The sequence below is a fragment of the Streptomyces sp. NPDC037301 genome, assembly GCF_055602785.1.
In genome coordinates this window covers 118,491-131,550 of sequence record NZ_JBVJWD010000015.1, presented here as the reverse complement: position 1 = coordinate 131,550, position 13,060 = coordinate 118,491, and the positions used below count along the sequence as shown (strand labels likewise).

Annotated in this window: 13 protein-coding genes; 6 read left to right on the top strand and 7 right to left on the bottom strand. The window is 68.0% G+C overall.

The annotated features are described in order from the left end of the window. The first annotated feature begins 95 nt into the window (after positions 1 to 95). Positions 96 to 863 (top strand): GntR family transcriptional regulator, encoded by a 768-nt coding sequence (locus tag ACZ7IB_RS24095; protein ID WP_470915516.1) that lies wholly within the window; start codon positions 96 to 98, stop codon positions 861 to 863. 49 nt (positions 864 to 912) lie between these two features. On the opposite strand, the gene ACZ7IB_RS24090 is transcribed toward ACZ7IB_RS24095, so the two are convergent. The 3 genes from ACZ7IB_RS24090 to ACZ7IB_RS24080 form a co-directional block, all read right to left on the bottom strand. Continuing rightward, positions 913 to 2,070, bottom strand: a complete 1,158-nt coding sequence (locus ACZ7IB_RS24090) for an ROK family protein (protein ID WP_470915514.1) — start codon at positions 2,068 to 2,070, stop codon at positions 913 to 915. A 100-nt stretch (positions 2,071 to 2,170) separates the two neighbouring features. Further along, complete coding sequence (locus ACZ7IB_RS24085) at positions 2,171 to 2,821, bottom strand: response regulator (RefSeq protein ID WP_470915512.1); 651 nt, start codon at positions 2,819 to 2,821, stop codon at positions 2,171 to 2,173. Then, positions 2,793 to 3,998, bottom strand: a complete 1,206-nt coding sequence (locus ACZ7IB_RS24080) for a sensor histidine kinase (RefSeq protein ID WP_470915510.1) — start codon at positions 3,996 to 3,998, stop codon at positions 2,793 to 2,795. The genes ACZ7IB_RS24085 and ACZ7IB_RS24080 overlap by 29 nt, the downstream gene beginning before the upstream one ends. A 108-nt stretch (positions 3,999 to 4,106) precedes the next feature. On the opposite strand from ACZ7IB_RS24080, the gene ACZ7IB_RS24075 reads away from it, so the two are divergent. The 3 genes from ACZ7IB_RS24075 to ACZ7IB_RS24065 all read left to right on the top strand — a co-directional run bounded on the left by ACZ7IB_RS24075 (position 4,107) and on the right by ACZ7IB_RS24065 (position 6,322). Continuing rightward, the gene (locus ACZ7IB_RS24075; protein ID WP_470915508.1) at positions 4,107 to 5,045 is read left to right on the top strand and encodes an ABC transporter ATP-binding protein; all 939 of its coding nucleotides are present in this window, start codon (positions 4,107 to 4,109) and stop codon (positions 5,043 to 5,045) included. Between the two features lie 2 nt (positions 5,046 to 5,047). Continuing rightward, entirely contained in the window at positions 5,048 to 5,785 is a 738-nt protein-coding gene (locus ACZ7IB_RS24070) for an ABC transporter permease (protein WP_470915507.1), read from the top strand. 99 nt (positions 5,786 to 5,884) lie between these two features. Then, positions 5,885 to 6,322 (top strand): hypothetical protein, encoded by a 438-nt coding sequence (locus ACZ7IB_RS24065; RefSeq protein ID WP_470915506.1) that lies wholly within the window; start codon positions 5,885 to 5,887, stop codon positions 6,320 to 6,322. Positions 6,323 to 6,534: 212 nt separating this feature from the next. Here ACZ7IB_RS24065 and mug read toward each other — a convergent pair whose 3' ends face one another. Together mug and purB are read right to left on the bottom strand one after the other, a co-directional pair. After that, entirely contained in the window at positions 6,535 to 7,098 is a 564-nt protein-coding gene (gene mug / locus ACZ7IB_RS24060; RefSeq protein ID WP_470915504.1) for a G/U mismatch-specific DNA glycosylase, read from the bottom strand. Between the two features lie 19 nt (positions 7,099 to 7,117). Next, positions 7,118 to 8,560 carry an adenylosuccinate lyase gene (purB, locus tag ACZ7IB_RS24055; protein WP_351257056.1) on the bottom strand — a complete coding sequence of 481 codons (1,443 nt, stop codon included), beginning with the start codon at positions 8,558 to 8,560 and terminating at the stop codon, positions 7,118 to 7,120. 266 nt (positions 8,561 to 8,826) lie between these two features. Here purB and ACZ7IB_RS24050 point away from each other — a divergent pair, with 266 nt between their 5' ends. Beyond that, entirely contained in the window at positions 8,827 to 9,015 is a 189-nt protein-coding gene (locus tag ACZ7IB_RS24050; protein WP_470915503.1) for a hypothetical protein, read from the top strand. A gap of 186 nt (positions 9,016 to 9,201) precedes the next feature. Here ACZ7IB_RS24050 and ACZ7IB_RS24045 read toward each other — a convergent pair whose 3' ends face one another. Continuing rightward, entirely contained in the window at positions 9,202 to 10,068 is an 867-nt protein-coding gene (locus ACZ7IB_RS24045; protein WP_470915663.1) for a transposase, read from the bottom strand. Between the two features lie 104 nt (positions 10,069 to 10,172). Then, the gene (gene ltrA / locus ACZ7IB_RS24040) at positions 10,173 to 11,951 is read right to left on the bottom strand and encodes a group II intron reverse transcriptase/maturase (protein WP_470915501.1); all 1,779 of its coding nucleotides are present in this window, start codon (positions 11,949 to 11,951) and stop codon (positions 10,173 to 10,175) included. Positions 11,952 to 12,792: 841 nt separating this feature from the next. Between ltrA and ACZ7IB_RS24035 the strand changes: the two genes are divergently transcribed. Continuing rightward, entirely contained in the window at positions 12,793 to 12,921 is a 129-nt protein-coding gene (locus tag ACZ7IB_RS24035; protein ID WP_470915499.1) for a hypothetical protein, read from the top strand. Positions 12,922 to 13,060: the final 139 nt, after the last annotated feature.

Here is a 13,060-nt window from a genome sequence, read left to right as displayed (position 1 = left end):
CAAGGGTGTGTCCCGTCCTATGGTCTCAACGTTAAGACAGGAACCTTTAATAAATAACGTCGCGGAAAAGCCGCTGGGCGATTGCGGAGGACAGGGTGGGGACCACGCAGCTGGAAACGGTGCAGGAGCCGAAGTACTGGCACCTCAAGACCGTGCTCAGTGAGGCACTCGACTCGGACTTTGCGGTGGGCGAGATCCTGCCCAACGAGCGCGAGCTCGCCGCGCGGTTCGGAGTCGCCCGAGCCACGCTCCGGCAGGCTCTGGAACAGCTGGAACTCGAAGGCAGGCTGCAGCGCCGCCGCGGCGTCGGGACCACCGTCGCCCCGCCGCGCGTCGGGGTCGCCGTCTCCACGGCACAGCGCGACTGGTCCGACGGCGGTGTCGGCGAGGCATGGCAGCCCGTGGACTGCACGACGGCGGTCGCGCCGGCATCTGTACTGGCCATGCTCGACGTGGACGGCGACGAGCCGGTGCACATCGTCCGCCGGATCCGGGTCGCCCACGGTCAGGCGGTCGCGGCGGAACTGCTGTACGTCCCGTCGTCGTCCGTGCCCGAACTTTCCGCGATCGACGCCCCGTCCGGTCCCGCCCGGGCCCGCAGTGTGCTGCGCGAACTGCACCGTCTCGGCCTCGACGGCCAGGACCGTTCGGTGGAGCTCGGTTCGGCGCGCGTGGACGACGCCAAGGAGCTCGACCGGCTTCCCGGCGCCCCTGTTCTCGTTGTCACCACCCGTTATCTCGTGGCGGGCGGCACCGCGGCGCTCTCCGTCGCCACCTACCGGGCCGACACCTGCCGGCTCACCTTCGGTGACTCGGGCGACCTGGAGATCAGCCATCAGGGTCAGGAGCGCCAGGCCTCCTGAGCACGACCGGCTCCGCCGGTCTGCCATGTCTGTGTACGGCCCATCGCACTCAGCGGCGGGCCGTCACCGTTCCCTCCACCGCGAAGAGCTGCTCCTCGACATGGTCGAGAGCCAGCCGCAGAGCGCCCGTGGCCACCGCCGCCTCGCCGAGCAGCGACAGCGTGACCCGCGGCGGCCGAAGGCAGTATCGGGACAGCTCACGGCGGAGCGGATCCAGCACACCGTCCAGCCCCGCGGCCCAGCCGCCGATCACCACAAGCTCGGGGTCCAGCGCCAGCACCAGCGCCGCGACGTCATGCACCAGGCGCTGAATGAACCGCTCGACCGCCGCCTGTGCCCGGACATCGCCATGCCGTGCCTTCGCGAACACGGCGGCGACCGCAGGCTCGTCCAACGGGTCCAATGGCGTGTTTGTCGTCGACAGAAGCTTCTCCGGTGTCGCCTCGCGGCCGAGGAGATGCAGCGCGCCGATCTCCCCCGCCGCACCTCCGAAACCGCGGTGCAGCCGCCCGCCGATCAGCGAACCGGCGCCGGGGCTCAGCCCTGCCAGGACGAACACGATGTCGTCGGACTCGGTGGCTGCACCCTTCCAGTGCTCCGCGACCGCCGCGGCATTGGCATCGTTCTCCACGAGGACGGGGCAGCGGAAGGAGCGCCTCAGCCGCTCACCCAGCGCCAGACCGGTCCAGTCCGGCAGCGCGGTGCCCAGCCGTACGGTCCCGTCGGCCTCCACGATGCCCGGGCTGCCTACCCCGACCGCACGCAGACTGCTCCGGGCCACGCCCGTCCGCCGCAGGAGATCGGCGACCACTGCCCTGACCTTGTCGAGCCGGTCGTCGGCGCAGGCCGCTTCCGAAACCTCGCGTGAGCCCGCCCCGATGATCCGGCCGTCCAGCCCCGACAGCAACGCGGAGATCCGATGCGGGCCGATCTCGATACCGAGCAGATGCCCGGCCTCGGCGCGGAACCGGAACCGGCGGGCCGGCCGCCCCTGACGTCGGGTCTCACCCCCGTCGGGCAACGACTCCACGACCAGTCCGGCCTCGAAGAGCCCCTCCATGACGCCCTCGACCGTCGGCCGAGACAGACCTGTGATCCGGGTCAGGTCCGTGAGGGTGGGGGAGCCGGCGCCCCGGAGGGCATGCAGCACCACCGCGGAATTGATCCGTCGCAGCAGTGACGGATCCCCACCGGTCAGCCGGCTCACGGTGTGTCCTCCCAGCTCGTGCGCATGTCAGGCGGATGCTACTCGCTGCCCGGGTACAGGGCGACTGCGGGCCGGAACGGGTATCCGGGGCCGGCGGCCCTCAGCTCGGAGCGACGAACCCGGACTCGTACGCTGCGATCACCGCTTGAGTACGGTCCCTCGCACCCAACTTGGCCAGTACGGTGCTGACATGGGTCTTCACCGTCTCGACACCGACCATGAGCTTGGCGGCGATCTCCGCGTTCGACAGGCCACGGGCCATCAGCCGGAGGACCGCAGCCTCACGCTCGGTCAGCGACGCCCGGGCCATGGCCGCCCGCGCCTTGCTCGTGCCGTACTCGGCGGCGAGTTGCCGGACCGCCGCCGGGAACAGCAACGACTCGCCCTCTGCGACCAGGCGCACCGCATGCACGATCTCGGCGGGCCGGGCACGCTTGAGGAGGAAACCGTCCGCTCCGGCGCGCAACGCCTCGTACACGTACTCGTCGTTCTCGAATGTGGTGACCACCAGGATCTTCGGTGGTTCCGGCACGGTCCGCAGCACCACCCGCGTCGCCTCGATGCCATCCATCAGCGGCATTCTGACGTCCATGGCCACCACATCGGGGCGCAGCTGATGCAGCAATGGGATCACTGCGGCGCCATCACCCGCCTCGCCCACCACCTCGATATCGGGCTGAGCCTCAAGAACCGCGCGCAGCCCCGCGCGGACGAGGGGTTCGTCATCGACCAGAAGAACGGTAACCGGCATCAGGCCAGCCTAGGCCGTTCAACGGAAGACTTGCGTGCACCCTCCATTCGCCGTCGTACGGACCTGTCTTGGCCTTTCCGCCCAGCAACGCGGCCCGCTCGCGGATGCCCCGCAGCCCGCTCCCACCGCCCGGCGTACCCATCGAATCAGTGAGCGGATTGGTCACCTCCAACTCCAGCCGGCCGTTCGTGACGCTGATCCGCACCCGGACGGGAACCGCCCCGGAGTGACGAAGCACATTGGTGAGAGATTCCTGAAGGATGCGGTACCCCTCCCGGGAGACCGCCCCCGGAACCTGCTCCAGTGGACCGGAAACGTCCGAATCGATCTTCGCCCCCGAACCACGCGCGGAGTCCAGGAGCCGGTCCGCTTCCGCGAGCGTCGGCCGCTGCCCCACCGGTGTTCCCGATTCGCGCAGCACCCGCAGAACCCGCTCCAGATCGTCGAGCGCGTCCCTGCCGGTCTCCTCGATCGCGGCCAGTGCCCGCTCGGTGAACTCCGGGTCGTCAGCAGCCCGGGCCGCACCCGCCTGTACGACCGCGACCGTCAACGCGTGCCCGATCGAGTCATGCAGCTCCCGTGCGATGCGATTGCGCTCCAGCAACTGCTCGGTGCGCTCCTCCAGAGCGGTCAACCGCTGCACCGGTGAGGGACCGAGGAGCCGACGGGCGGTCGCAGTGATCAGCTCTCCGCTCGCCGCGACCATGGCAAGCAGCACCAGGAAGGGCAAGGGTGCCAGCAGGGCGTACCACCAGTGCGGCTCCACTCCGCGGACCAGCCATTCGCCACTCGGGCCTGCGCCCGCTGCGGTGAGGACGAGGTCAACCGCGGTCGCCGGCAGCCACACCGTTGCATACCCCACGGCGACGCAGAGCAGTAGTCGTATCTCCAGCCACAACACGGTTCGCCAGCGATCCGCCCAAGTGACCGCAGCGCTTGTGGAGATCGCCGCGTGGGGGCTGCCCCGCTCCGCAGGTGTGAGCAGGAGCTGTGCCTGAACACCCTCGGCCATCCGCATGGCGGGCAACAATCCCGCTGGCACAGCGAAGACCATGGGCGCCCACAGCGTGTCCATGGAGATGTACAGCCACACGCTCCAGACCGCTCCCGGGATGAGGAGATGCAGCCACCGGGTGTAGGTGGCAGAGGTGGCCAGCGGGCGGAGAAAGCGGAACATGCTGCCATCGTGTCAGTCCGCACGGGCCCCGCGGCTCCCCCGAGCGGGGGAGGTGATCCCCACTCCCGGGGGAGGCCGGGCACCGGGCGCGACCGCGAGACTGAGGACATGACCAGCATCGACGTCCATGAGCTCACAAAGGAATACGGCACGACCCGCGCCGTGGACAGCCTCACGTTCAGCGTGCGACCCGGCCGCGTAACCGGCTTTCTCGGCCCCAACGGTGCCGGGAAGTCCACCACTATGCGACTCGTTCTCGGCCTGGACCGGCCAACCGGCGGCACGGCCACGATCGGCGGGCAGCCCTACGCCACGCTCGACGATCCGCTGCGCCGGGTGGGCGCCCTGCTCGATGCCCAGGCCGCCCATGGATCGCGTACCGCGCGGAACCACTTGCTGGCCCTCGCAGTCAGCAACGGCATGGGTGCGCGCAGAGTGGACGAAGTCCTTGAGGAGGCAGGCCTCGGCGCGGTCGGTGGAACGCGCATCCAGAGGTTCTCACTCGGCATGCGGCAGCGGCTGGGCATAGCTGCCGCACTGCTCGGTGACCCGGAGGTCGTGATGCTGGACGAACCGTCGAACGGGCTGGATCCGGAAGGCATCATCTGGATCCGCGAGCTGATGAAGCGGCTCGCCCGAGAGGGCCGCACGGTCCTGGTCTCCAGCCATCTGATGAACGAGACATCATCGTTCGCCGACCACCTGGTGGTCCTCGGCCGGGGCCGGCTCCTCGCCGACCTGCCGATGCAGGATTTCCTTGACTCCCGCAGCCGGCCTCGGGCGCGGGTGCGCACGACCGAATCCACTCGGCTGCGTGATGTTTTGATCCGTAAGGGATATGAGCCTGCACAGGGTGACGACGGTCGTTGGACCGTCGAGGGCGCGAAGGCCGGGGAGATCGGTGCGATAGCCGCCGCCGAAGGCATTCCCGTCCTTGAACTCATCGACGAGCAGGCCACGTTGGAGCAGGCCTACCTCGACCTCACCTCCGACGCCATGGAATTCGCTTCCGCGGCGACCTCATCCACCAACCGTCAGGAGGCCTGACCATGTCGACCACCGCAGTGCTGCGCTCCGAGTGGATCAAGATCAGATCGGTGCGGTCCGTCACCGGATCCTTGATAGCGGTCCTACTCGTGACGCTTGCCATCACAGTGCTCGCATTCGCCACCGTCGGCCAGGCCGAGGCGGACAACGCGGACGCCGAGCCGCTCTTCAATGCCTTCTATGCATTGAACTTCGGCCAGATCGCCGCCATCAGCTTCGGGGCAACCGCGATCTCTTCCGAGTACCTCAACGGCGCCCTGCGGATATCGCTCGCCGCTGTACCGAGCCGCAACCTCTTCTACGCGGCCAAGATGGCTCTCGTTGGCGCGCCGGCTCTCGTCGTTGGCCTTGTCGCCAGCTTCAGCGCCTTCCTGGTGGGACAGATGTTCATGGGGAAGTACGCGATCGGCCTGGGGGAGCCGGGTGCCCTGCGGGCGGCCTTCGGCGGAGGGATATATCTGGCCCTGATGGCTCTGTTCGCAGCCGGATTGGCGGTAGTGCTCCGTAGCGCCGTGGCCGTGCTCAGCCTGCTCATTCCGTTCATCCTCATCGTCTCCTTCGTGATCGGAGACGTCGCAGGTGGCGCGGCACAGTATCTGCCCGACCGGGCAGGACAGTTGGTGCTCCACCAGAACCCCGAAGGCAGTCTCGGACCGTGGAGCGGTCTCGCGGTGGCGGCGGCGTGGGCAGCGGCCGCACTGCTGGCAGGCTGGTGCGCGATCCGCCGAAGGGACGCATAGCCCGCTGCCACGTCCTCAGAGGTGGAGCAAGACGGCTGAAAGCCCCTCAAAGCTCATGACGCGGAGCGGCTTGTCAGTGCTGGGCGGTTTACTAGCGGCATGACCACCGCACATCATCTCCGCCTCATCGACGGGATGCGCACCCGGGACTTCCCCGCGGAGCGCATCCGGTCAGGCTCGGGAGTCAGCGGGCCCGGCTATCACACAGCGTCCTTGCACGTGGACATCGATCACTGGGACGACGACGAGGCAAGGCGACTGGAGCTCCGGGCCCAGTGCCTCGCAGAGCATGACGCACTGCTGACACTGCTCGCCGGCCGCTGGGGCGAGCCGCAGACGATCAGTCTGTGGAGTGCGCAGGAGCGGATGATGGCCGGTGAGGAGATTCCGGAGGCGTGGGCCGAGACGGTTGCGGGCTGCGAGCACCTCCAGCTCTGGCAGATCGAGGACCGATGGGTTGCCATGGGGCTCTACCTGGAGGAGGAAGGCCCCGGTTGCGAGCTGAGCGTTGTGGTGACGGAGATAGATCCGCCGTGACAAGAGCAGGCTGCTGCCCGCTGAGACGGAACGCGGCAGCCGTCCGCCGTGTCGGCCCGGGTCTCCGCCTCCTGCGGACGGGCCCTGTCACCAACCCTCCGCGACGGCCCCGCCGCCGCTCACCGTGATGGGCCAGGCACCAGCCCTCTGGCGCGGACACAACCACAACCGGACGGCCATCGGCGTCAAGCCGCCGTGCAGGCGCCGGGGCGTCAGGCTCCTTCAGTGGTGCTGACGCCGTCGCATTCGACAGAGGTGCGGAGGCGTCCGTACTCCTCCGCCATCGTCTGAGCGGTCCAGTGGGCGTTCAGGCCGCTGGGGTTGGGCAGGGCCCAGACGCGGGCGCCGCCGACCGTATGGTCCTGCGGACCGATCCGGGCGGTTCGTTTGCCGAAGGCGGTGCGGTACGCGGTGATCCCCACGACTGCCAGCCACCGCGGCCGCAGTTGCTCGACCTTGGCTGCCAGGATCTGTCCGCCCTCGCGGAACTCCTCGGTGGACAGCTCGTCCGCCCGTGCGGTGGCCCGGGCGACCACATTGGTGATGCCCAGGCCATATCGCAGCAGTTCGGTCTGTTCTGCAGGCTTCAGCTGCCGAGGGGTGAAGCCGGACCGGTGGAGTACCGGCCAGAAGCGGTTGCCGGGGTGGGCGAAGTGGTGGCCCGTTGCCCCTGTCATCAGGCTCGGGTTGATCCCGCAGAACAGCACACGCAGGCCGCCCGCGACCACATCGGGAACGGTGCTGTCGCGGGCGGCCTGGTGCTCTTCGGGTGTCATCCGGCTGCGGTGGCGGCCGTCAGAGGATGGAGCCCGGTGTATATGCGGCGGCCTCGGGGTGCTGCTTGGTGATCTCCTCGATGCGGGAGATCAGCGCGGTGACCTGGTCGCCCGCCGCTCCCGTGAAGGAGAGCTTGTCGGCCATCAGCGCGTCCAGCTGTGCGCGGTCCAGCGGAATGCGCTCGTCGGCGGCCAGCTTGTCGAGCAGCTCGTTGCGCTCGGCGCCCTGCTCGCGCATAGCCAGGGCCGAGGCGACCGCATTCTCCTTGATCGCCTCGTGGGCGACCTCACGGCCGACACCGGCGCGCACCGCACCCATCAGGACCTTGGTCGTGGCGAGGAACGGGAGGTAGCGGTCCAGCTCGCGGGCGACGACGGCCGGGAACGCCCCGAACTCGTCGAGCACCGTCAGGAAGGTTTCCAGGAGACCGTCGAATGCGAAGAACGCGTCAGGGAGCGCCACACGGCGGACCACGGAGCAGGACACATCGCCCTCGTTCCACTGGTCACCGGCCAACTCACCGGTCATCGACGCGTAGCCGCGCAGGATGACCATCAGACCGTTGACGCGCTCGCAGGAGCGGGTGTTCATCTTGTGCGGCATTGCGGACGAGCCGACCTGACCCGGCTTGAAGCCCTCGGTCACCAGCTCGTGCCCGGCCATCAGACGGATCGTCTTCGCGACCGACGAAGGCGCCGCGGCCAGCTGCACCAGTGCCGTCACCACGTCGTAGTCGAGCGAGCGCGGGTAGACCTGACCGACCGATGTGAAGGCCTGAGCGAAACCGAGGTGCCCGGCGATGCGCTGCTCCAGCTCGGCGAGCTTTCCGGCGTCGCCGCCGAGCAGGTCGAGCATGTCCTGGGCCGTGCCCACGGGGCCCTTGATGCCCCGCAGCGGGTAGCGGCCCAGCAGGTCCTCAAGCCGCCCGTAGGCCACCAGCAGCTCGTCCGCCGCGGTCGCGAAGCGCTTGCCGAGCGTGGTCGCCTGCGCGGCGACATTGTGCGAGCGGCCGGCCATGACCAGCTCGCGGTACTCGCCCGCCAGCTTGCCGAGCCGGGCCAGGACCGCCACCGTGCGGTCGCGCATCAGCTCCAGGGAGAGCCGGATCTGAAGCTGTTCCACGTTCTCGGTGAGGTCACGGGAGGTCATGCCCTTGTGGACCTGCTCATGGCCGGCGAGGGCGTTGAACTCCTCGATGCGGGCCTTGACGTCGTGACGAGTGACCTTCTCGCGCTCGGCGATCGAGGCCAGGTCGACCTGGTCGACGACACGTTCGTAATCGGTGAGGGCAGCATCCGGCACCTCGATCCCGAGGTCCTTCTGAGCGCGCAGCACCGCCAGCCACAGCTGGCGTTCCAGCTTCACCTTCTGCTCGGGGGACCAGAGGACGGCCAGCTCCGTGGAGGCGTAGCGGCCGGCCAGGACATTGGGGATGCGAGGCTTCGCAGACACAGCAGTCACGTGTCCAGAGTTTACCTGTCGTCCTCAGTGGTTCGTGAGTGTCCACAAAGTCCATAAGGTCCAGGTCTGAGGCTCCTGGATCACCGTCTCACACGCAGCGTGTGAGACACGCGTGAGACGAAACGGCCCCCTCGCCAGCACCCGGGCGCGGACCGAAGCGCCCGCCGAGGCCGGCTGACCGCTGCAGACTCCGGGCCGACGGCCTGCCAGCTCCCGCCCAGGCGACGGGTCGTCGGCCCGAGATGCTCCAGTAGGCTGCGCTGGCCATGGATACGCACGCCGAACCCGAGCAGACCCGGCACGACGCGATAGCTGCCGGTCCGCCGATCCGGCAGCTCTTCCGGGAGGTAATCGCCGACCGCCTGCCGGGCCGCAGGCCGCGTCAGGCGGCGATGCTGTTCGACGCCGAGATCGACCCCTGCTGGGACGATCGGAGCTTCCTCGGCGACTTCTAGGGGGTCGAGGAACATCGGAACGAAAACCGGCGCTAACCTCGCCGTTTCGGTTGGGGTGATGAGACGCCGCTGTTCCTCTGCTGTCGGGTGGGCGGGGTGATTTCGTTGCTCGGGCATGGCGGAGTCCCGGCGCGGGGTCGGGTTCTCCAAGGTCTTTCGGGTCGTGGGCGGTCAGGGGTTTGCTGGTCAGCCGGCGGGACGGGGTAGTGCGGCGAGGCGGTGGAAAGCCGTGGCCAGTTCGTGTTTCCAGGGCCAGGTTGTCGATATCCGCAAGCGCAGACGCCGACCGCCGTGGGTGAGGCGGGCGGCGACGTGCAGCAGCCGGTAGCGAAGCTTCTTCGGCTCGGCGGTGGCCAATTCCCCCTCCAGCAGCAGGACGCACATCCAGGCCAGCAGGTCGATCGCCGTGAGGCTGAGTTCGAGCCAGACGGCATTGACACCGAAGTCGCGGGAGGGGAAGCGGCCAAACCCAATGGTCTTGCCGCACCGGATGCGGCCCTCGACAGTGGCATGCCCACGGTGGCGCACTTCGAACACCGCGATGTGGTCTGTGGCTGTGTTGGCGCCGGCGTTCCCGGGCCGCAGCCAGCCGGACAGTGCCTCTCCGGTGTTGGCGAGGAAGCACAGCAGCGGGTGGAAGCCGAAGCCGCCCTTGTAGGTGGGTGCGGCCGCCTCCTTCTCGGAGTGGCAGGCCACCAGCGTGGCGTCGAGGTCCAGGACGAGGCCGGGCAGCACGCGTCCCGCGGCGCGGGCAGCGGGTATGCCCTCGCTGGTCTCGGCGGCCTGCAGCCAGGCGACCTCCCGAGCCGAGGCGCGGGCCGAGCGCAGAAAAGCCAGTGCCCGCTCGTCAACGTCGGCGAGCATCACCGCCAGGTCGGTGGCGATCCGTCCCGGATCATGTCCGGTCCCGCGAGGCCGCAGCGGCCTGAGAGCGGTGGAGTACGCGGCGGTCAGTCCCGTGGCATCGGCAAGATCCGCCAGCAACCGTGCCCCGGCATGACCGACCACACCCGAACCATCGGCACTGACATAGACCCTGGGACGCGAACCGATACCGTCGGGTAGCGAGGGCGCATTTCGGCGCCCTCGCCCCCTCAGAACCGTACGTGCACGTTATCCGCGCATACGGCTCAAGCAAGTCCTGAAGGCTCTTGGGACTATGCAGAATTCCCGTTGCCTGACGCCTTCCGGCGTCGGAGGCACGAGGCATGAGCAAGGCGGAGTTGAACCCCGTCCGGCGTCTTCGTCCCCTGGTAGGCGATGTGTCGTGCCTTTATCGCTTTCCGGGTAGTGCGGAGCCATTGCTCCCACCCGGTTGGGGACTGTGGAGGCTGGTCGGAATGCAGAAGCAGTTGCCCGCAGCACTGGCAGCGGCCCTTTTGCGTCTGGAGCAGACGCATCGTGGCCCGGTCCAGCGGCAGCGGTGCGCTTCTGCGCCGCCGGTTGGCCCAGTAGTCCGTCAAGGCCGGATCGTCTGGGGACGAGGCGTCCTTGACCAACTGGTGCCGGACGATTTTCGTCCAGGCGAACTTGACGAGGTAGGCACCGTTGTCGCGGTGGCCGAATACCCATTTGTCTTCCCGGGCGGTGTTGAATCGGCCGAAGTACCGGCTGGTAATCCAGTGCTTCGACTTCTTCGGATGCCTGTGCAGAGCCCACCGGTAGGTGAGCTGCCACAGATAAGAGTCCAACGAGGCGAAGACCTCCTTGGACACCACCGTCCGGTAATAGGCCGACCACCCGCGAACGATCGGGTTGACCGCCCGCAAGATGGCGAGAGTTTCCGCGCCCCGCAAGGCACGGACCTCCTCGCGCAACCTGGCCCGGATCCGCATGACGGCTGCTTCACTGGGCTTGATCAGCAACTTGCCGCATCGATAACGGCGCACGTTGAACCCCAGGAAGTCAAAACTGGTCTCCGCGTGGACGATACGTGTCTTGTCCTCGTTGAAGACCAGCCCCCGGGGCGCGAGCCACTCGGCAAGCTGGGCCTTGACCTGCTCAGCCGCATCGCGGCTGTGGCACATCGCCACCAGGTCGTCGGCGTATCTGACCAGCACCGGAGCGTCCGGCATGATCTCTCCGGGCCGTCGGCCAGGAGGGTAATACCGCACACCCGCAGCCGCCTCCATCCCATGCAGGGAGACGTTCAACAGCACTGGGCTGATCACTCCGCCTTGAGGAATTCCCTCCTCCGTCGCAGTGAAACGGCCGCGTTCCACCACTCCGGCCTTCAGCCACTGCCGGACCAGCCCCCGTGCGGGGAAGGTACCGAGCTGGGCCAGAAGCCGATCGTGGTCAATGCGGTCGAATGCCGCCGCCAGGTCGGCGTCCAGGATCCACACGCGTTGCGGGTTCTTGCCGTTGAGCGTGTTGTAGATGACCCCGATCGCGTCGTGGCAGCCTCGGCCCGGGCGGAAGCCGTATGACCTCGCCTCGAACCGTGCCTCCCACTCAGGTTCCAGCGCCGCCGACGCGCGGGCCTGATGAGCCCTGTCGATGATCACGGGAATTCCTAGTGGGCGCCGTTTGTGTCCCCCTGCCTTCGGGATGAACACTCGCCGGACCGGGCGGGCCTGCCAGATACTTCCGCGCTGCTGGATGAAGCGCGCCAGTTCTGCCTTGCCCGGGGCGGTCAGTACGACCTGGCCGTCGACCCCCGCTGTCTTTCGTCCGGCGTTGACCTCCGTCACCCGGCGCACGCTGACCAGCGTGTTGCTGAGGCTCCGGAGCATCAGTTTCTGCAGGTTCCTGACTTTCGCCAGGTCACCGTCCCTCGATGCCGTGAAGATGCGCTGGCGCAGGCGGCGTACGTTCTTCTCCGCCTGGTCCCAGTCGATACTGTCCCAGTCCGCGAAGAAGTCATCCTCCGGTCCGTTCACCCCGGCCGCAGCCGGGGCGTCCAACTTGTCCTTCGGTACTGTCGCTGCTGCCATCGTCCCTCCTCACAGACTCACCCGGCTCACGTCAGCGCCCTTTCGGACCCGGAAACCTGTCCGGTATCCGGCGAGTTGGCCGGGACGGTGGCGGAGAGGCCGCCGCTCGTGCTGTCCCGGTTTCCTCTGACCTTTCGGCCTGCCGGCCTTCGCTTTTTGAGCCGTCCTGTCCCGCCGGAGACATCAGCCTTCCTCACGGTCAGCCCACCGCCGCCCATGCCAGAGCGGCGGCCTCCGTCGGGGTTTCCACGTTCCGCGTGTGCGAGATGCGACCGGATTGGGCGCCCTCTATATCCCGGGGCGGCGGTGTCCTCCCGGGCGGCATGAAGATCCGCTCGGCGCCTGCCGCGTTTCAGCGGCCCACCCTGCACCCTGCTACCACAACCCACCGGCAGGGCTTTTCTTCACGAGACGTCATCGAGGGTTCACGGGTGTTCGCCCGCCCGGTCTTTCCCTTGCCTGTTGCCACCGGGTGGAACGGCGGCGCTTGGGCTTCTCCCCGGAGCTTCGCACCCCGCCGTTACCAGCGACGCACGTCCGGGTGGGAACGGATCATCGGACACGGACCCGGGATTACTCTGTCGTCGGCGACATCGCCGACCCCCTCTCCAAGAGCATCCACTCAACACACGCGACCTCGTGTCGCACCTGCACGTGGAAAGTGCCCTCCGCCTGGTCCGACAGAACCCCTCAGCAAGGTTCATCGTCCCAGGTCAGGAAGGCACTTTCGCGCTTCCGCCTCGAAAGCCGCCAAACCCAACCGAAACGGCGAGGCTAAGCCCTCGGCGGCACCTTCCGCGAGGGCGACTCCAAGATCCATATCGGCCCGCTCCCGCGCGTCATGGCCTGCCTGCGCAATCTCGCCATCGGCATCCACCGCCAGGATGGCCACACCAACATCGCCGCCGCGCTACGTCACGCCGCCCGCGACTGCCACCGCCCCCTGACTGCCCTCGGCCTCGCAGGATGAACCCGGACAGAACTGATCACGCAACGGACCCTGGCGGGCAGGCCATGATGAAACGGCAACGGAGCTCGTTGGTACAAGCAGTCTCCAGGACTGCTTGTACCAACGAGTTCCGTTGCACCACGCCAGGAATTCCTCAAGG